15 protein-coding genes are annotated in these 17,771 nt (G+C 68.0%); 10 read left to right on the top strand and 5 right to left on the bottom strand.

Annotated features, from left to right (window positions below):
- Positions 1-194: 194 nt before the first annotated feature.
- The 3 genes from guaB to FBZ87_RS07740 all read left to right on the top strand — a co-directional run bounded on the left by guaB (position 195) and on the right by FBZ87_RS07740 (position 3,871).
- On the top strand, positions 195-1,670 hold the full coding sequence (gene guaB, locus FBZ87_RS07750) for an IMP dehydrogenase (protein ID WP_145609712.1): 1,476 nt from the start codon (positions 195-197) through the stop codon (positions 1,668-1,670).
- A 104-nt stretch (positions 1,671-1,774) separates the two neighbouring features.
- Complete coding sequence (locus FBZ87_RS07745; protein WP_145609711.1) at positions 1,775-3,166, top strand: RsmB/NOP family class I SAM-dependent RNA methyltransferase; 1,392 nt, start codon at positions 1,775-1,777, stop codon at positions 3,164-3,166.
- Between the two features lie 150 nt (positions 3,167-3,316).
- A complete protein-coding gene (locus FBZ87_RS07740; RefSeq protein WP_246134285.1) occupies positions 3,317-3,871 on the top strand; it encodes a GNAT family N-acetyltransferase in 555 nt (184 codons plus the stop codon).
- A 10-nt stretch (positions 3,872-3,881) separates the two neighbouring features.
- On the opposite strand, the gene FBZ87_RS07735 is transcribed toward FBZ87_RS07740, so the two are convergent.
- Both FBZ87_RS07735 and FBZ87_RS07730 read right to left on the bottom strand, forming a co-directional pair.
- Entirely contained in the window at positions 3,882-4,568 is a 687-nt protein-coding gene (locus FBZ87_RS07735) for a GNAT family N-acetyltransferase (protein WP_145609710.1), read from the bottom strand.
- Between the two features lie 66 nt (positions 4,569-4,634).
- A complete protein-coding gene (locus tag FBZ87_RS07730; protein ID WP_145609709.1) occupies positions 4,635-5,630 on the bottom strand; it encodes an alpha/beta hydrolase in 996 nt (331 codons plus the stop codon).
- 193 nt (positions 5,631-5,823) lie between these two features.
- Between FBZ87_RS07730 and guaA the strand changes: the two genes are divergently transcribed.
- Entirely contained in the window at positions 5,824-7,386 is a 1,563-nt protein-coding gene (guaA, locus tag FBZ87_RS07725; RefSeq protein WP_145609708.1) for a glutamine-hydrolyzing GMP synthase, read from the top strand.
- 312 nt (positions 7,387-7,698) lie between these two features.
- Here guaA and FBZ87_RS07720 read toward each other — a convergent pair whose 3' ends face one another.
- The gene (locus FBZ87_RS07720; RefSeq protein WP_246134284.1) at positions 7,699-9,282 is read right to left on the bottom strand and encodes a carboxylesterase/lipase family protein; all 1,584 of its coding nucleotides are present in this window, start codon (positions 9,280-9,282) and stop codon (positions 7,699-7,701) included.
- A gap of 315 nt (positions 9,283-9,597) precedes the next feature.
- Here FBZ87_RS07720 and FBZ87_RS07715 point away from each other — a divergent pair, with 315 nt between their 5' ends.
- The 6 genes from FBZ87_RS07715 to FBZ87_RS07690 all read left to right on the top strand — a co-directional run bounded on the left by FBZ87_RS07715 (position 9,598) and on the right by FBZ87_RS07690 (position 15,446).
- Entirely contained in the window at positions 9,598-10,050 is a 453-nt protein-coding gene (locus FBZ87_RS07715) for a nuclear transport factor 2 family protein (protein ID WP_186454633.1), read from the top strand.
- A complete protein-coding gene (locus tag FBZ87_RS07710; protein WP_145609706.1) occupies positions 10,047-11,513 on the top strand; it encodes an MFS transporter in 1,467 nt (488 codons plus the stop codon). Before FBZ87_RS07715 ends, FBZ87_RS07710 begins: the two co-directional genes overlap by 4 nt.
- 17 nt (positions 11,514-11,530) lie before the next feature.
- Positions 11,531-12,682 (top strand): Gfo/Idh/MocA family protein, encoded by a 1,152-nt coding sequence (locus FBZ87_RS07705; protein WP_145609705.1) that lies wholly within the window; start codon positions 11,531-11,533, stop codon positions 12,680-12,682.
- Between the two features lie 58 nt (positions 12,683-12,740).
- On the top strand, positions 12,741-13,793 hold the full coding sequence (locus FBZ87_RS07700) for a sugar phosphate isomerase/epimerase family protein (RefSeq protein ID WP_145609704.1): 1,053 nt from the start codon (positions 12,741-12,743) through the stop codon (positions 13,791-13,793).
- Between the two features lie 235 nt (positions 13,794-14,028).
- On the top strand, positions 14,029-15,039 hold the full coding sequence (locus FBZ87_RS07695; protein WP_145609703.1) for a sugar phosphate isomerase/epimerase family protein: 1,011 nt from the start codon (positions 14,029-14,031) through the stop codon (positions 15,037-15,039).
- 14 nt (positions 15,040-15,053) lie between these two features.
- Positions 15,054-15,446, top strand: a complete 393-nt coding sequence (locus FBZ87_RS07690) for a C-glycoside deglycosidase beta subunit domain-containing protein (protein ID WP_145609702.1) — start codon at positions 15,054-15,056, stop codon at positions 15,444-15,446.
- Positions 15,447-15,514: 68 nt separating this feature from the next.
- On the opposite strand, the gene FBZ87_RS07685 is transcribed toward FBZ87_RS07690, so the two are convergent.
- A complete protein-coding gene (locus FBZ87_RS07685; protein WP_145609701.1) occupies positions 15,515-16,897 on the bottom strand; it encodes an MFS transporter in 1,383 nt (460 codons plus the stop codon).
- A gap of 24 nt (positions 16,898-16,921) precedes the next feature.
- Positions 16,922-17,689, bottom strand: coding sequence for a hydroxypyruvate isomerase family protein (locus FBZ87_RS07680; RefSeq protein WP_145609700.1), 768 nt, complete (start codon positions 17,687-17,689; stop codon positions 16,922-16,924).
- Positions 17,690-17,771 lie beyond the last annotated feature (82 nt).

Here is a 17,771-nt window from a genome sequence, read left to right as displayed (position 1 = left end):
CAAGTCTGCCATGGCGGATTTGACCCATATGTGGTGGGTTCACAAGCGGGCAAGCGCGTGTATAGTGCATCGAACCTTAAGCCCTGGATGACGCGGCCGGCCCCATGTGTGGGGGCGGACGGGTCGTCCCATACCCGTATCTGACGCCCGGGCCCGCCTACGTCCCATGGCCGGCCCGACTAGGGAGATGGTTCATGACCCGTGCGCTCCAAATCCGCGAAGCCCTGACCTTCGACGACGTCCTGCTGGAGCCCGCGGCGTCCAGTGTGATGCCGGCCGAGGTGGACACCCGCACGCGGCTGACCAAGACCATCGAACTGGGCATTCCCCTGATGTCCGCCGCCATGGACACCGTGACGGAATCGGCCCTGGCCATCGCCATGGCCCAGGCCGGCGGCATGGGCGTCATCCATCGCAACATGGATATCGAGCGTCAGGCCGAGGAAGTACGCAAGGTGAAGCGCTTCGAGTCCGGCATGGTGGTCAACCCCATCACCATCGCGGCCGACGCGACCCTGGCCGACGCCCTGGGCCTGATGGCCCGCTACCGCATCTCCGGCATTCCGGTGGTGGAGAACGGTGGCGCCGGCAAGCTGGTCGGCATCCTGACGAACCGCGACGTGCGCTTCGCCACCAACCCGCACCAGCCCGTGTCGGAGCTGATGACGCACCAGAACCTGATCACCGTGCGCGAAGGGGTGGGCAAGGACGAGGCCAAGCGCCTGCTGCACACCAACCGCATCGAGAAGCTGCTGGTGGTGGACGACAGCTACCGCTGCATCGGCCTGATCACGGTGAAGGACATCGAGAAGGCGCAGTCGCACCCCAACGCCTGCAAGGATGAGAAGGGCCGCCTGCGTGTGGCCGCCGCCACCGGCACCGGCCCGGACGGCCTGGCCCGTGCCGAGGCCCTGTTCGACGCCCAGGTGGACGTGCTGGTTGTCGACACCGCCCATGGCCACTCCAGCAAGGTGGCCGACCAGGTGCGCGCCGCCCGCGCCCTGTCGAACTACACCCAGGTCATCGCCGGCAACGTCGCCACCGGTGACGCCGCCCGCGCCCTGATCGACGCCGGCGCGGACGCCATCAAGGTGGGCATCGGTCCCGGGTCCATCTGCACCACCCGCATCGTCGCCGGCGTGGGCGTGCCCCAGCTGACCGCCGTGATGGACGTGGTGGACGCCTGCCGTGAGCGCGGCATCCCCGTCATCGCCGACGGCGGCATCAAGTATTCCGGCGACCTGGCCAAGGCCATCGCCGCCGGCGCCGACGTCGCCATGCTGGGCAGCATGTTCGCCGGCACGGACGAAAGCCCGGGCGAGGTCATCCTGTACCAGGGCCGCAGCTACAAAAGCTATCGCGGCATGGGCTCGGTGGGCGCCATGGCCCGCGGTTCCGCCGACCGCTATTTCCAGGCCGAGGTCACCAACACCCTGAAGCTCGTGCCCGAGGGCGTGGAAGGCCGCGTGCCGTACAAGGGCCCGGTGGGCAGCGTGATCCACCAGCTGGTGGGCGGCCTGCGCGCCGCCATGGGCTACACCGGCAACGCCACCCTGCCGGAGATGCAGCAGAACTGCCGCTTCGTGCGCATCACCAACGCGGGCCTGCGCGAAAGCCACGTCCACGACATCCAGATCACCAACGAGTCGCCGAACTACCGTCCGGGTTGATTTCCGGCGGCGTCGCGCCTTGATATTCGGAGCCGGCTGCGTTCAATGCGAACCGCAGCCGGCTCTGTTGTTTTTAGACCGCTCCAGAAAGAAGAAGTTCCGCGATGACTCCGACCGCCCGCCTGCAGGCGGCCATCGACCTTCTGGCGGAGGTGCTGGCGACGCCGCGTCCCGCCGATGCCGTGGCCAGCGCCTTTTTCCGCGCCCGCCGCTACATCGGCGCCAAGGACCGCACTGACGTGGCCGAGAAGGTCTACGGCATCTTGCGGCGCTGGGCCCGGCTGCACTGGTGGCTGAGCCGGTCAGGCTATGGCGGAGAGGGCCAGCCGGCGGTGGATGCCCGCGCCCTGCTGATCGCCGATGAGCTGCTGACCCGGGGCCGCAGCGCCTCTTCCGTGGCGGAGCATTTCAACGGCGGCAAGTTCGCGCCGGCACCGCTGGAGGCGCATGAGCGCGCCCTGATCCAGGCGCTGGAAACCCACACGCTGGACCATCCGCAGCAGCCTGATGCCGTGGTGGCGGAGGTGCCGGACTGGGCGGCGGATACCCTGCGCAATGCCCTGGGCGAGCGTTTCGTGCCGGAGATGCAGGCCATGCTGGGGGCGGCCCCCATGGATCTGCGCGTGAACCCGGTGAAGGGCACGCGGGAGCAGGCCTTGGCGGCCTTGGCAAAGGCCGGCGTGCAGGCGGAGCCGACCAAGATCTCCGCCCTGGGCATCCGGGTGCGCAACCGCTTCCCCATCGCCACGCTGAAGGCCTTCCAGGACGGCCTGCTGGAAATCCAGGACGAGGGCTCGCAGCTGGTGGCCTTCGCCGCCAATCCGCAGCCGGGCCAACAGGTGGTGGACTTCTGCGCGGGCGCCGGCGGCAAGACGCTGGCCATCGCCGCCATGATGAACAACAAGGGCCGCGTGGTCGCATGCGACGTGCTGGACGGCCGGTTGAAGCGCGCGCAGGAGCGGTTCCGTCGGGCCGGCCTGCACAACATCGAGACGCGGCCCATCAAGTCGGCCCGCGATCCCTGGGTGAAGCGGCACAAGGGCCGGTTTGACCGCGTGGTGGTGGATGCACCCTGCAGCGGCACCGGCACCTGGCGCCGCAACCCCGACGCCCGCTGGCGCCAGCTGGGCCCCGGTCTGTCGGAGCTGCTGCCCCTGCAGGCGGAAATCCTGGACAGCGCCGCCCGCCTGGTGCGCCCGGGCGGCCGCCTGGTTTACGCCACCTGCTCCCTGCTGCCGGAGGAAAACCAGGACCAGGTGACCGGTTTCCTGGCCGGCCATCCGGACTTCACCCTGCTGCCCATCACCGAGGCCTGGCCCGAGGGCATGGGCACCCCGCCCAGCACCAACGGCATGCTGTCGCTGTCCCCGGCCCGCCATGACACCGACGGCTTCTTCGCCGCCGTCATGGTGCGCAAGGAGGCCGCCGCCGGCGCCGCCATCGCTGACGAGGCGGAAGGGGTAGAGGAGGCGGGCGAGGACGCTGCCGAGGCCTGACACCCGCCTAATCCCGCCCTCTCGCCACCATACTTGTTTCGTTTGGCGTGTCCCCCTCTGGCGGGGCGCGCGCTTCTGCGGCAGGATGGTGGGGACGGTAACGGGAACGAGGGGCGGTGCATGGCTCACGGTCCGGCGGAAATCGGTTTGGTGCGGCCTGCCACCGTGGCGGACGCCGCGGCCATCGCCCGCGTCCATGTCGCCAGCTGGCGCACGACCTATCCGGGGCAATTGCCTGACGATTACCTGGTGGGCCTGTCGCCCGAGGCGCATGCTCAGCGCTGGCGCGGCCTGCTGGCCGGGCGCCAGCGCCGAACCTTCGTCGCCATGGGGGAGAACATCGCCGCGGACGGCCTGCCGGCCACGGGCGTGGTGGGCTTCGCCACCTGCGGCCCCCAGCGTACCGACATGCGCGGGTATGAGGGTGAATTCTATGCCATCTACCTGTACGACCACGCCCAGAACCAGGGCCACGGCCGCCGCCTGATGGCCGCCATGGCGACCGAACTGATGAGTTCCGGCATGCGCTCCGCCTGCGTCTGGGTGCTGCGCGACAACCCCGCCCGCTGGTTTTACGAACGCTTGGGGGGAAGTCGTCTGGCGGAACAGCCCATCACCTTCGCCGGCGCCCGCCTGACCGAGGTCGCCTACGGCTGGCTGGATCTGGCGCCCCTGGCCCGGCTGTCGTCGTACAGCGAGGGGTGAGTGGTTAGGGTCAGAGCCGCCGCAGCACGATGAAGTGCACAGCCCGCCGCACGCGGAAGCCCAGCTTTTCATAGATCCGCTTGGCGCCCTCGTTCTCGGTCTTCACGTGCAGGAAGGGCGTCTCGCCTTCAGCGACGATACCGGCGGCCACGGCGCTGACCAGGGCCAAGGCCAGGCCCCGGCCCCGGAAATCCGGATCGGTGCAGACGGCGCTGACCTCGCGCAAGCCGGGCAGGCGCATGCGCTGGCCGGTCATGGCCATCAGCCGTCCGTCCGGGCTGCGCAGGCCGAAATAGGCGCCCATGCGGATGGTGCCGTCCAGGAAGGGCCCGGGCTCCGTCCGCTTGGCCAGGTCCACCATGTCGGGCACGTCGTCGGCGGTCAGGCGGATCAGCGGCATCGCGGGCTGCGGTGTCAGGGTCTCGCACACCATCTGGTCCACCTCCCGCGCGCGCAGCACCTGCCAGTCGCCGGGCGGGATGTCCAGGGCCGCCGGGCTGACCAGGCCGATGCCCCGGCCCGATGGCACCAGGGCCGCCAGGTCGGCCAGCGCCGCCGCCGTGGGCTCGCCCAGGCCGGCGAGGGGGGAAATGTCGTCCTGATAGCGTGCGGCCAGGCCATGGACCTGCCCAAGGGACTGGTGGGCTATGGTCAGTGCGTTCCAGACGGGATTGTCGAGCGGGCTCAGGTCGGCCAAGGCGGGGTCCCTCAATCGGTTTCGCTATGGATGGGGATATACCTGCCTGGGCGCAAGGGTCGGTTGCTAATTCCCCGGCGCCGCCTTGTGGATGAAACCGGTGATGGCCTCCATCACGCCGGGCGCCAGGGGCAGGGTGGGGTCGGCGTATGTGGCGATGTTGGCCTTGGGCTCGGCCGGTGCTGCCTTCAGCATGTGGTTGGCGCCGGGGATGATCGCCAGCGTGGCCGCCGGTTGCGCCTGGGCCAGCAGGCGGGCGTCATCGACCGTCACCTGCAGGTCGGTGTCGCCCTGCAGCACCAGCAGGGGCACCGTCAGGGCCGCCGCCGCTTGCGTCGGGCTGACGGCCCCTTGGGAGATGACATAGGGCTGGATGGCGGGGCGGTAGAGCATTCGCAGGGCCGGCGGCACATCCTCCACCGTGCGGCCTTCCTTCAGCGCCGCCTCGATCGCCGCCACCTTGTCCAGGATGGCGGGCGGGGCGCCGCGGTCACGGATCTGCTGCAGGCGGATGTCGCCGAAGGGCCGCCCGGCGCCGGACAGCGACAGCACGCCGCAAACCGGCACCTTCTCCTTGGCCAGTTGCGCCGCCGCCAGGGTGGCGATGGTCGCCCCCTCCGAATGGCCCAGCAGCATGACGCAGCGCACCCGGGGTTGACGCGCGAGATAGCGAGCCCAGGCCGCCATGTCATCGACATAGGTCGAGAAACGCAGCTTGTCCTCGCCGGGGCAGGCGGCGGCACTCTTGGCGATGCAGCGCTTGTCAACCCGCAGACTGGCGACACCGTCGGCGGCCAGCCCTTGGGCGATCAGCTTCAGCACATTGCCGCGCACTGTCAGCAGGGTGGAATTGCCGTCGCGGTCCGCGGGGCCCGACCCCGCCTGCATCAGCACCGCCACCCCCTTCCAGTCCGCCGGTCGCATCAGGGAGCCGTAAAGGGATGAACCGCCGCTGTCTTCCAGGCTGACCTCGGTATCGGACGTGTCGGGGGATTGGGCCCATGCCGTCGGCGCCGTGAGGATCAGGGCCGCGGCCAGCAAACGGCGGGGGAAGGGACGCATGAATGCTCCACGGGAGGGTTATGTTTCGTTATTTAGCAAAATAACAAACCAAAGTCCAGCCGGTCCCAATCCGGCCGGTCCGTTCTCCCGCGTTCGGCGCGGGGGCCCCTTGCCTGTCCAACGCTTGCCGTGGCGGGGTGCCTTGGACTAGCGTGCGGCCACCCTCGCAACCCCCAATGATAGGGACAAGCCCATGGCCACAGAGACGACGTCCGATCGGGTCCTCATTCTCGATTTCGGGTCGCAGGTGACCCAGCTCATCGCCCGGCGGGTGCGCGAGGCCGGGGTGTACTGCGAGATCCACCCCTATTCCATGACCGAGGCGGCCATCCAGGCCTATGGGCCCAAGGCCATCATCCTGTCCGGCAGCCCGGCCTCGGTGACGGAAGAGGGCAGCCCCCGCGCCCCCGGCATCGTCTTCACCAAGGGCGTGCCCGTGCTGGGCATCTGCTATGGCCAGCAGACGATGTGCGAGCAGCTGGGCGGCAAGGTCGAGCCGGGGGAGACCCGCGAATTCGGCCGCGCCTTCGTCGATGTGAAGGAGCCCTGCGCGCTGTTCGAGGGCGTGTGGCAGGTGGGGGCCCGCGAGCAGGTGTGGATGAGCCATGGCGACCGCGTCGCCAAGCTGCCGGAAGGCTTCCGCATCGTGGCGACCAGCGAGGGCGCGCCCTATGCCATCATCGCCGACGACAGCCGCCGCTTCTACGCCGTGCAGTTCCATCCTGAGGTGGTGCACACCCCGCACGGCGACGCGCTGATCCGCAATTTCCTGTTCTCCGTCTCCGGCCTGTCGGGCAGTTGGACCATGGCCGCCTTCAAGGCCCAGGCCATCGAGAAGATCCGCGCCCAGGTGGGTACCGGCAAGGTCATCTGCGGCCTGTCCGGTGGCGTCGACAGCTCGGTTGCCGCCGTGCTGATCCATGAGGCCATCGGCGACCAGCTGACCTGCATCTTCGTCGACACCGGCCTGATGCGCGCTGGCGAGGCGGATGAGGTGGTGACGCTGTTCCGCGACCACTACAACATCCCGCTGGTGCATGTGGACGCGGCCGACCTGTTCCTGGGCAAGCTGGCCGGCGTCAGCGACCCGGAGGTGAAGCGCAAGACCATTGGCGCCACCTTCATCGAGATCTTCGATGCCGAGGCCAAGAAGATCGGCGGCGCCGGCTTCCTGGCCCAGGGCACGCTCTATCCCGACGTGATCGAGAGCGTCAGCTTCACCGGCGGCCCCAGCGTCACCATCAAGTCGCACCACAATGTGGGCGGCCTGCCGGAGCGCATGAACCTGAAGCTGGTGGAGCCGCTGCGCGAGCTGTTCAAGGATGAGGTGCGCCGCCTGGGCGTGGAACTGGGCCTGCCCAAGGCCTTCATTGGCCGCCATCCGTTCCCGGGCCCGGGCCTGGCCATCCGCATCCCCGGCGAGATCACGCCGGAGAAGCTGGAGATCCTGCGCAAAGCCGACACGGTCTACCTGGAGGAGATCCGCAACGCCGGCCTGTACGATGTGATCTGGCAGGCCTTCGCCGTGCTGCTGCCGGTGCGCACCGTCGGCGTCATGGGCGACGGCCGCTCCTACGACTACGCCTGCGCGCTGCGCGCAGTGACCTCGGTCGACGGCATGACCGCCGACTACTACCCCTTCAGCCATGAGTTCCTGGGCCGCGTGGCCACCCGCATCATCAACGAGGTGCGCGGCATCAACCGCGTGACCTACGACATCACCAGCAAGCCGCCGGGCACGATCGAGTGGGAGTGAGCGGGGCGTAGGTTCGGATACCTCCGCGGTTCAGATCGCGATATCGGCGGGGTGGTTTTGCCGATAGACACCGATCGATGTCCAAGGAGACGGGGCGGCCCATCAGCCGCACGATACCAAGGTGCAGTGGTACCCATGGCCAGGACCACCGCCCTTGTATGTCGATATCAGTCTTGTCGTGAGACGGCGTGGCGCCGGTGGTTGAACTTCTATAGCCCTCTTCCTTGAGGGCGAGCTTGAGATCAGGCGCTTGCCTGCTTGAACAGCTGGAACATATTTGAGGGCTCCCGCTGTTTTCCGACTTCGACTTGCTTAAAAAAGCGAAAGCCGGCCGCCGGAGGCGACGTAGTCCTTGAATGCCGCGAAGCGCGCCTCGCTGGAGACGCCCAGGCGCGGGCCGGTGGTGTCGCCCAGGCCCATCACCGTCGGCGCGCCGATTGCCACCCGAGGCCACGGGGCACCGGGTAGGGTGGGATCGCCTTGCGTCATGAAGGCCAGCCAGTGGGCCTGGAGCGTCCTTGAAACGGCGCGATCCCGGTCGGTGAAGGTGCGGCCGCCCTTGTCCAGGGCGCCCATTACATAGGGCACCTCGGCGGTGTGGAAGGCGCCGAAGTCCTGGCCGTCGACGGTGGCAGGGTAGGGATGATCATAAAGGTAGGCGTAGACCGTCTGCCCGCCGGCCGCCCGCGCCTGGGCCCACAACACCATGCCGGCCATGTAACGGTCCTGCGCCAACAGTTTGTATGAGGCGCGCGCCTCGCCATCGGTGGCATGGGGGTAAAGCGCCAGCAGGCGCCCGGCGGACGTGCCATAGCGCTCATGGACCAGGGCGGTGAAGTCGGCGGCCGTCAGCTGACTGTTGCCGAACAGGGTGCCCTCGTCGGCGTTGAAGCCGGTCATGACCGGCACCTTGCTCGCCACCGGAGCCGCCGGATTCTCTGGATCCCCGGCGACGACGATGGTGTCCAGGTTGGGGGCGAACACGATGGCGGGTATCGATGGTTTGGCGCCGGGTTTGGGCGGCGGAACGTTGGCGGCCTGCTGCACCGCATCGGCCGGCCGGGAGCGCAGCTCGGCCAGCGACCGGGCGCCCATCTTCTCCGCGAACGAGACGCCTGTCGCCTCCGCCTCGGCCAGCGATGGCATGTGGATGCCCATGGCCGAGCCGCTCTGCGCGATCGCGCGTTGGAACAGGCCTTTGGCAAGCGGTGACATCATCAGGTCATTGACCGAGGCGGCGCCTGCGGACTGGCCGGCGATGGTCACGCTGTCAGGATCGCCGCCGAACTTGGCGATGTTGGCGCGGACCCATTTCAACGCCTCGATCATGTCGAGCAGGCTGTAGTTGCCTGAACTGTGCAGGGCCGATTCCCGGGTGAGGTCCGGGTGGGCCAGGAAACCGAACACGCCGAGCCGATAGTTTATGGTGACGACGACCGCGCCGTTGGATGCCAGGCCGCCGCCCTCGTAAACCGGGACGGTGCCGGACCCGCTGCCGAAGCCGCCCCCGTGTATATAGACCAACACCGGCAGCTTGCCGTGGGCCGGGCGCGGCCTCCAGACGTTCAGGTAAAGGCAGTCCTCCGACACCGGGCCTTGGATCAGGAACTCCGACGTGAAGGGCCCGAATTTGCCAGGCGGGCCCTGGTAGCAGGCCGGCGACGCCTGGGTGGCGTCGCGCACCCCCTGCCATGCCTTGGCCGGCAAGGGATCATGCCAACGCAGGGGGCCCACCGGGGCCTGGGCGTAGGGGATGCCCAGGAATTCGTCGACCACGCCTTTTTCCGCACCGCGGATTTCACCGGAGTTGAGCTGGATGGTCGGCTGGGCCGACGCGGCGGCCGGCAACAGGAACAGGGCGACGGCCGCGCCCGCCAACATCTTGTACGCCCTCACGAGTAGCGCCTCCCGATTTTTATAATGGTGATGGTTTACAACAAGGTGGCTTTCGCGACAATCGATAAGAATAAAAATTCTTATTATGATAGGCATGAACCCCGCGCGGACTTGGCCCTTGGGAGGCGCGCGGGCGGGGAAAAAAAGCCGCCACCTCCCACTGTGGGAGGGGCGGCGGGGGGAATGCTGGGATGGGAGTGAAGGTCGCCAGCCGGATCATGATAGCGCATGTCATATAGAATTATAATCTGAATTCATGTTATGGCTTGTGAAGCGCTGCTGGGCGGCGCCACGACAATAAAGGGGAGGAGCGACATGCGTTGGTACCGGGCCGCCGTGTTCTGCGGGATGGGGATCTTGGGCGTCGCGGCGGCGGCGCAGGCGGCGGACGGGGGTGGTTGTCCCCCCGGCCAGGCCATGAAGCGGGATGATCCTGCGAAACTGTTCCAGGACTTCGCGACCCAGCTGCTGGTGCGCAAGGACGCCCGCGGCGCTTATGAAACCTTCGCCGCCGCCGATATGGTCCAGCGCAACCCGCCGTTCGGCGCCACCCGCGACAGCACCATCGCCCAGTGGGAAAAGATGACCGGCTTGCCGGACTCGCGCTTCGTCATCGAGACGGTGGCCGTGGACGGCGACGTCGGGGTGATTCATTTCCGTGGCAAGCTCAAGGCCGGGGAGGCGGGCGCCGTCATCACGCAGCACGACCGCCTGCGCTGCGGCAAGATCGTCGAGGAATGGGCGGAGTTCAGCGCGGGGGCCAAATGACCGGCGTGGCTTCGGCCGGCCCCCGGCCCAGCGCGGCGTCCGCCATCGATCAGGCCGCCGCCATGTCCCCAGGGCGCCGGAAATCGGCCCTGGTCATCGTCGCCGGCGCGTTCATGATGGACTTGATCGACCTCACCATCGTCAACGTCGCCTTGCCCTCCATCCAGCGCGACCTGGGGGCTGGGCCGGCGGCGATGCAATGGATGGTGGCCGGCTATGCCGTCGCCTTCGCCGTGTTGCTGATCACGGGCGGCCGGCTGGGGGACACACACGGCTACCGCCGTTTGTTCATGGTGGGTGTCGCCGGCTTCACCGTGACATCGCTGCTGTGCGGCGCGGCGGCCAGCCCGGTCCTGCTGGTGCTGGCGCGCCTCGCGCAGGGGGCCGCCGCCGCCTTGATGCTGCCCCAGGTGATGTCGCTGATCCAGGTGATGTACCCGCCGGCGGAGCGTATCGGCGCCCTGGCTATTTTCGGCGTGCTGGGCGGGCTGGCGGCCGTCCTCGGGCCCATCCTGGGCGGCCTCCTGATCGAGGCCGACCTGTTCGGACTGGGCTGGCGGCCCATCTTCCTGATCAATGGCCCCTTGGGTGTGGCCGGCCTGATCGGCGCCTGGCGGGTCCTGCCGCCCGGGCGGTCATCGCGGGCCAGCGGCGTGGACGTCCTGGGCACGCTTCTGATCGCCGCGACCTTGCTGGCCGTCATCCTGCCGCTGATGCAGGGGCGGGAGGCCGGCTGGCCTTGGTGGTGCCTGGTGTCGCTGGCCGTGGCGCCCCTCCTGGGCTTGCTGTTCGTCCGGCATGTCCGGCGGCGATCGACGACGGGAACCGCCCTGGTGGACCCCGGCCTGTTCGCCAACCGGGGCTTCACCGTCGGTGTGTGCATCTCCCTCTGTTTCCAGGCGGTGACGGCGGGGTTGCTGTTCATCCTGACCCTGACGCTGCAATACGGCCTGGGCTGTTCGCCGCTGGAGACGGCCTTGGTGCATGTGCCCTACGCCGTGGGCGCCTCGGTGGCGATCGGCGTCGTCGCCCGGCGGGCGCTGCCGCGCATCGGCCTGCGTCTCATCGGCATTGGCGTGGTGATCATGTTCGCCGGCCTGGTAGCGCTGTTCGCCCTGATTTCGGCGCAGGCGCCCCTGGTGGCGATTGGCGGCGCGTTACTGGTGACGGGAACGGGCATGGGCTTGACCGGCGGTCCGCTGGGACCTGTGACCTTGTCGGATGTCGACGTGGCCCATGCCGGTGCCGCGTCCGGTACCATGAAGGCGGTCCAGCAGTTGGGTGCCGCGTCCGGTGCCGCGTTGATCGGCAGCCTATATTTCGCCCTGGCCCGCGATCTCGATCCCGATCACGCGCGCCGGAGCTTCCTGGCGACCCTGCCCCTGGTGGCGGGGCTGTTGCTGGTCGTGGGCGGGATGGTCACGCGCCTGCCCAAGGATCTGCGGGTTTTCAGCAAGACATGACCGGAAGGGAGGAAGGGATGTCCAATGCCGTTCTGCGCCTTGGCCTCATCGGTGGCGGCCCGGGCAGTTTCATCGGGCCCGTTCACCGCATGGCGGCGGAGCTGGACGGCCGGTTCCGCCTGGTCGCCGGTGCGTTCAGCAGCGACCCCGACCGGTCGCGCCAGGGGGGTGCTGCCTACAGCGTCGATCCCGCGCGGGCCTATCCCAGCTACGCGGCCATGATCGCCGCCGAGCGGGAGCGGGCCGACGGCATCGACGTTGTGGCCATCGTCACCCCCAATCATCTCCATGTGCCGGCCAGCGTCCACGCCCTGCACGCGGGCCTGCATGTCATGTGCGATAAGCCCGCCGCACTTACCCTGGCGGAAATGCGCGACCTGGCGGAGGTCGCCGCCGGCGCGCGCGGCCTTTATGCCCTGACCCACACCTACACCGGTTATCCCTTGGTCCGCGAGGCCCGGGCGCTGGTGGCGGCGGGCCGCATCGGCCGGCTGCGCAAGGTGGTGGTGGAATACAGCCAGGGTTGGCTGTCCACTCGGGTGGAAACCACGGGCCTCAAGCAGGCCGATTGGCGGACCGATCCGGGCCGCTCCGGCGCTGGCGGCTGTATCGGCGACATTGGTGTCCACGCCTTCAACCTGGCGGAATTCGTCACCGGCGCGCTGGTTACCCGCCTGTGCGCCGACCTGTCCATCCTGGTGCCGGGCCGGCGCCTGGATGACGACTGCAACATCCTGCTGCGGTTCGATGACGGCACGCCCACCGGCGTGCCGGGGGTGCTGCAGGCCTCCCAGATCGCCGCCGGCGACCGGAACGGTTTGCGCCTGCGGGTCTTCGGCACCGAAGCCGGGCTCGACTGGTCGCAGGAAACCCCGAACACCCTGACCATCAACGGCCTGGACGGCCGGACCGAGGTGCTGCACGCCGGCGGCGGGGCCGTGGGCGCGGCGGCGCAGGCCGCCACCCGTCTGCCCATCGGGCATCCCGAGGGCTACATCGAGGCCTTCGCCAACCTGTACCGCGATTTCGCCGCCGCCATCCATGCCGGCCGCCTGCCCCCGGACGGCACCTTGCCCGGCGTGGACGCCGGCTTGCGCGGCATGGCCTTCATCGAAACGGCCGTGGCCAACAGCGCCGCCGGCGGCGGCTGGGTTCGGCTGGCCGTCTGAGGGCCTATCTGACGGGACCTGATCTGACGGGACCTAATCTGACGGGAAAGGAAAATCCATGCGAACCATCAAAGGGCCGGGCATCTTCCTGGCGCAATTCGCCGGCGATGCCGCCCCCTTCAACAGCCTGGCCGGCATTGCCGCCTGGGCCGCGGACCTGGGCTTCAAGGGGGTGCAGATCCCCAGTTGGGATTCCCGCCTTTTCAACTTGCGCCTGGCGGCGGAAAGCCGCGACTACGCGCAGGAAGTCACGGGCACGCTTGCCGCCCACGGCTTGGCCGTGACGGAACTGTCCACACACCTGCAGGGGCAGCTGGTCGCCGTCCATCCCGCCTATGACGCGCAGTTCGACGGCTTCGCCGACCCGTCGGTGCGCGGCAATCCGGCGGCGCGGCAGGCCTGGGCGGTGGAGCAGATGCGGATGGCCGCGCGGGCAAGTGCCAACCTGGGGCTCACAGGGCACGCCAGCTTTTCCGGCGCACTGGCCTGGCCTTACCTCTATCCCTGGCCGCAGCGGCCGGCGGGCCTGGTGGAGGAAGCGTTCGCCGAACTGGCGCGGCGCTGGCGGCCCATCCTGGATGCGTTCGACGACGTCGGCGTGGACGTCTGCTTCGAGCTGCACCCGGGGGAGGACCTGCACGACGGCGCCACCTTCGAGCGCTTCCTGGAGGCCGTTGGCCAGCACCCCCGTGCCAATATCCTGTTCGATCCCAGCCATTTCGTGCTGCAGCAGCTCGACTATCTGGCCTTTATCGACCTCTATCATGAGCGGATCCGCGCGTTCCACGTGAAGGATGCGGAGTTCCGGCCCAACGGGCGGTCGGGCGTCTACGGCGGCTATCAAGGCTGGGTCGACCGGCCAGGTCGCTTCCGGTCGCTGGGCGACGGCCAGGTGGATTTCAAAGCTGTCTTCTCCAAGATGGCAGCCTACGACTATCCCAACTGGGCCGTGCTGGAATGGGAATGCGCCCTGAAGCATCCCGAGGACGGTGCCCGTGAAGGCGCGCGCTTCATCCAGGACCACATCATCCGCGTGACCGAGCGGGCGTTCGACGATTTCGCCGATGCCGGGGGCGACAGGGCGCTGAACCGCCGCCTGCTCGGGCTGTGACCGGGCGCATCATTTGCGGGATGATTGATTTTCCAGAATAAGAATAATAATATTGATACCAATATCGTTCTGTGGCGGTCCCTGCCGGTTTTCCGGCGCACGCGGCTGCCATGACCGGGCGACGCGCGCGGGGAGGCGCGGGTTCGCCATCCGGAATCCAAGAGATCGGGCTCTGGCCTGAGACCGCCGTCCAAACCGGCTCCCGGCGGGGCCGCATCTGACAAGGACAGCCTTCATGTCGACGTACGACATCAAGCGGGGCGTCAGCCTCTACAGTTACCAGGAAGAATATTTCCTGCGGCAGAAGTCGCTGGAAGACCTGATCAAGGTGTCCGCCGAGATGGGCGCCAACGGCATCGAGCTCATCAGCGAGCAGACGTTCCCTGATTATCCCAACCCCCTGGACCCGTCCGTCTACGACAACTGGCACGCGCTGATGGCCAAGTACGGCACGACGCCCGTCTGCCACGACTTCATGCTGGACTATAAGAAGTACAAGGACCGGCCGATGCCGTTCGAGGAGCAGGTGGCCTCCTGCAAGGTCGACATCGACCATGCGGCCCGCCTTGGCTGTCCCTACACCCGCGCCCTGGTGTCCATCGATCCCAAGGTGCTGGTGGCGTGCGCCGATTATGCGGAAAGCCGCAACGTGCGCCTCCTGATCGAGGTGCATGCGCCGCTGCACTTCGATCATCCCTGGATCATCCGCCATGCCGAGGCGTTCGAGAAGTCGGGCTCCGACTACCTGGGATTCCTGCCGGACATGGGCATGTTCCTGTTCGCCTTCCCGCCGGTGTGGAAGGAGAAGTTCATCCGCGACGGCGTGCCCCAGCACATCGCCGACTACATCTGCAAGGCCTACGAAGACCGGGTCCTGAGCGAGTACGTGATCCTGGAGGTGGAGAAGATGGGCGGTGTCGGCCCCGCCATCGGCATGGCCACCACCCTGCGCCACAACGCGGCGTTCGAGCCCAAGCGCATGCTGGACCACATGGACCGCATCTGGAACATCCACGCCAAATTCTATGAGATGACGGAGGATTTGGTGGAGCCGTCGATCCCGTATGACGAGATCATCCGCGTGCTGAAGCAGGGCGGCTACAAGGGCTACATCTGTTCCGAATATGAAGGCAACCGCTGGATCCAGGACGCCTTCCCGGTGGACTCCATCGAGCAGGTCCGCCGCCAGCAGGAAATGTTCAAGAAGCTGATCGGTGAGCCGCAGGCCGCCGTCGGCGCCGCGTGAGGGGAGGGGCCACCATGTTCGACAAATACATGATCTGCGAGGACGGTTTCGGCAACGTGGTCGAGGGCGGCCAGGTGGTCGGCTTCACCTTCCTGGCCCGGCTGCCCTACTACCGCGGCATCGGCCTTTCCATGGTCGAGGACATCGGGGTCATCATCGATGGCGAACCGGTTTCCCGCCAGGACGTCCGCTTCTCCGTCCGCGGACGCACCTGGACGCTGGACGAGATGGAGACGGAATACACGGAACGCTGGAACTTCGGTGAGAAGGCGGCGGTGACGGTGCTGCGTCCCGACGGCCTGGCGCCCGGCCGGCATCGCCTGCAGCTGTCGGAGCGTATCCGCGTTTCCTATCTTCCCTTCGTGCCGACCACGCGCGACACGAAGGAACTGGTGATCCCGGCATAGCCCTTCCATTCCATGCCGGTACTGGGGCGCGGCGGCTTGACCGTCGCGCCCCTTTTCTTGCGCCGGTTTCAGGCCTGGGCGCGCTTGGGTATGGCGGGATAGAAGCTGATGCAGATGATCTGCAGCACCAGCACCAGGAGTGCCGGCACATAATACAGCGCGTGCACCATGTGCACGGCCCCGTCGCTGACGGCGGCGGGATTGTAGTCGACCCACGCCAGTCCATAGGCGATGACGGCGCCGCCCAGGGCCATGCCGATCTTGGTCGACAGGCTGATGCCGGCCGACAGCAGGCCCTCATGCCGCACGCCGAAATGGGCTTCGTGATAGTCCACGGTTTCAGCCGCCATGGCGAAGATCGCCGTCATGGTGACGCTGATGAGGACCGAGGCCAGAATGTAGATCGCCAGGAACAGCCAGGGCTGGCCTTCGGCCAGGGGCAGGACCAGGTACAGCCCCGTGGCCGCGATCAGCACCAGGCGGTTGCCCTGGCGCATGCCGAAGCGGCGCAGATAGGGCGGTGCGATCGCTGACCCGATCAGCAGGGTGCCGGAAATGGCCGGCAGCAGGATGGAGATCATCCACGGCTGGTGCAGGACATTCAGGACGAAATACGCCGTCACCGCCAGCACGGCACCGAAGCGGATGAAGTTCAGGATGGTGAACAGGAACACCACCAGCCAGGCGCGGTTGCGGACCATGTTCGCGACGGCGGACAGGGTGGCGGGTGGTTCGTCCCCCCTGTCATGGACGACTTCGCGGCAGTTGGCGAAAAGGTTCAGGATCAGCGCCACCGACACGCCGGCCGCCAGCAGCGCGGTCAAGAGGAAGCCCTGGGCCTTGTCGCCGCCGCCCAGCGCCGTCACCAGGGGCATGGTGCCTGCCGTGGCGAAGATGACCGACAAGGCCGTGCCGGCGGAGCGCAGGCTGCCGACCTGCACCCGTTCCCGCTGGCGCGCCGTCATCATGGGCAGCAGCGCGCTGTAGGGAATGTTCACGACGGAGAACAGCAGGCCCAGGATGATGAAGGTAGCGCCGGCCCAGACCAGCTTGCCGGTGTCTCCCAGGGGTGGAACGTAGAAGACGGCCACCGAGAACAGGCCGAAGGGCACCGCGCCATAGAGGAAATAGGGCCGGGTCCGGCCCCACCGGCTGCGTGTTCTGTCCACCAGAAGGCCGACCACCGGGTCGATCCCGGCGTCCAGCAGCCGTGACAGCAGGAACAGCGTGCCGACGACGCCCACCGGCAGCAGCGCCACGTCGGTATAGAAATAGAGCAGGAAGGCCCCGACCATGTTCCAGCACAGGCCGAAGGCGAAGTCGCCGGCGCCGTAGCTGATCTTGGCGCGCCAGGGCAGGGCGTCGCCCGTGGCGGTCGGGATGGGGGCGTCGCCGGTGGCCGGATGGGCTGGGATCGGGGCGGCGATGCCGCCCCCGGTGTGCGTGGACATCGCCGTTGCTCTCCCCAGGTGAGGTTACAGGCCCAGCGCGGCGCGGGCCGTCGCCAGGGTCTCCAGGGTCGGGCCCTCGGGCTTGTATTCCAGGCCCACGGCACCGGCGTAGCCCAGGTCCCGCAGAACGCCGACATAGCGCGGCCAATCCACCGTGCCGTTGCCCGGCTGATGGCGCCCGGGAACGTCGGCGACCTGGATGTGCCCCACCAGGTGGAAACGGCCGGCCAGCACCTGGGCCGGGTCTTCCCCCATCACGGTGGAGTGGTACATGTCATACAGCAGGCGCAGGTTGGGGCTGCCGACCTCCTCCACCATGTCCAGCCCTTCGGCCGTGCTGTCGAGGAACATGCCCGGATGCTCGACGCGGGTGTTGAGCGGTTCCAGCAGCAGCAGGATGCCGGCCTGTTCGGCCAGGGCGGCCGCCTGCTTCAGGATGCCGACGGCGATGTCATGCTGTTCCTGGCGCGACACGTCCGGCCTCGTGAAGCCGGACGCCACCACCAGGGCCGGCGCGCTCGCTTCCTTGGCGGCGCGCAGGCTGTCACGCACCGCCGCCAGGAATTCCTCGTGCTGGGCGGGGTCGATCAGGCTGCGCCGCGGTTCGACGACCATGCTGGCCAGCCGCACCCCGGTCTCGTCCAGGGCGCGGCGCACCGCCGCCAGGGGTTTGTCCCGCCACAGGTGGAACTCCACCGCCGTCAGCCCCGCAGCCTTGGCGGCATGGATGCGGTCGGGAAAGGACGGGTGCTCGGCGGCGAACAGCCACTCGATGCAGGCGGCCAGGTACATGGGGAAAACTCCTCGGTTGGGAAGGGGCCATCGCGCGCCCCGTCATGGGGCGGCTTCATGGCCGAATTGGTCCGGCGGGGTG

The organism is Nitrospirillum amazonense (assembly GCF_007828035.1).
GTDB lineage: Bacteria > Pseudomonadota > Alphaproteobacteria > Azospirillales > Azospirillaceae > Nitrospirillum > Nitrospirillum amazonense.
The sequence above is the reverse complement of the archived record's forward strand: the minus strand, read 5'-3'. Positions and strand labels throughout refer to the sequence as shown.

Bases quoted from the DNA above. Each gene is read 5' to 3' on its own strand.
- FBZ87_RS07745 (WP_145609711.1), top strand. From the start codon at position 1,775: ATGACTCCGACCGCCCGCCTGCAGGCGGCCATCGACCTTCTGGCGGAG.
- FBZ87_RS07715 (WP_186454633.1), top strand. From the start codon at position 9,598: ATGCGTTGGTACCGGGCCGCCGTGTTCTGCGGGATGGGGATCTTGGGC.
- FBZ87_RS07685 (WP_145609701.1), bottom strand. From the start codon at position 16,897: ATGTCCACGCACACCGGGGGCGGCATCGCCGCCCCGATCCCAGCCCAT.
- FBZ87_RS07680 (WP_145609700.1), bottom strand. From the start codon at position 17,689: ATGTACCTGGCCGCCTGCATCGAGTGGCTGTTCGCCGCCGAGCACCCG.
- guaA (WP_145609708.1), top strand. From the start codon at position 5,824: ATGGCCACAGAGACGACGTCCGATCGGGTCCTCATTCTCGATTTCGGG.
- guaB (WP_145609712.1), top strand. From the start codon at position 195: ATGACCCGTGCGCTCCAAATCCGCGAAGCCCTGACCTTCGACGACGTC.
- FBZ87_RS07705 (WP_145609705.1), top strand. From the start codon at position 11,531: ATGTCCAATGCCGTTCTGCGCCTTGGCCTCATCGGTGGCGGCCCGGGC.
- FBZ87_RS07690 (WP_145609702.1), top strand. From the start codon at position 15,054: ATGTTCGACAAATACATGATCTGCGAGGACGGTTTCGGCAACGTGGTC.
- FBZ87_RS07695 (WP_145609703.1), top strand. From the start codon at position 14,029: ATGTCGACGTACGACATCAAGCGGGGCGTCAGCCTCTACAGTTACCAG.
- FBZ87_RS07710 (WP_145609706.1), top strand. From the start codon at position 10,047: ATGACCGGCGTGGCTTCGGCCGGCCCCCGGCCCAGCGCGGCGTCCGCC.
- FBZ87_RS07700 (WP_145609704.1), top strand. From the start codon at position 12,741: ATGCGAACCATCAAAGGGCCGGGCATCTTCCTGGCGCAATTCGCCGGC.
- FBZ87_RS07730 (WP_145609709.1), bottom strand. From the start codon at position 5,630: ATGCGTCCCTTCCCCCGCCGTTTGCTGGCCGCGGCCCTGATCCTCACG.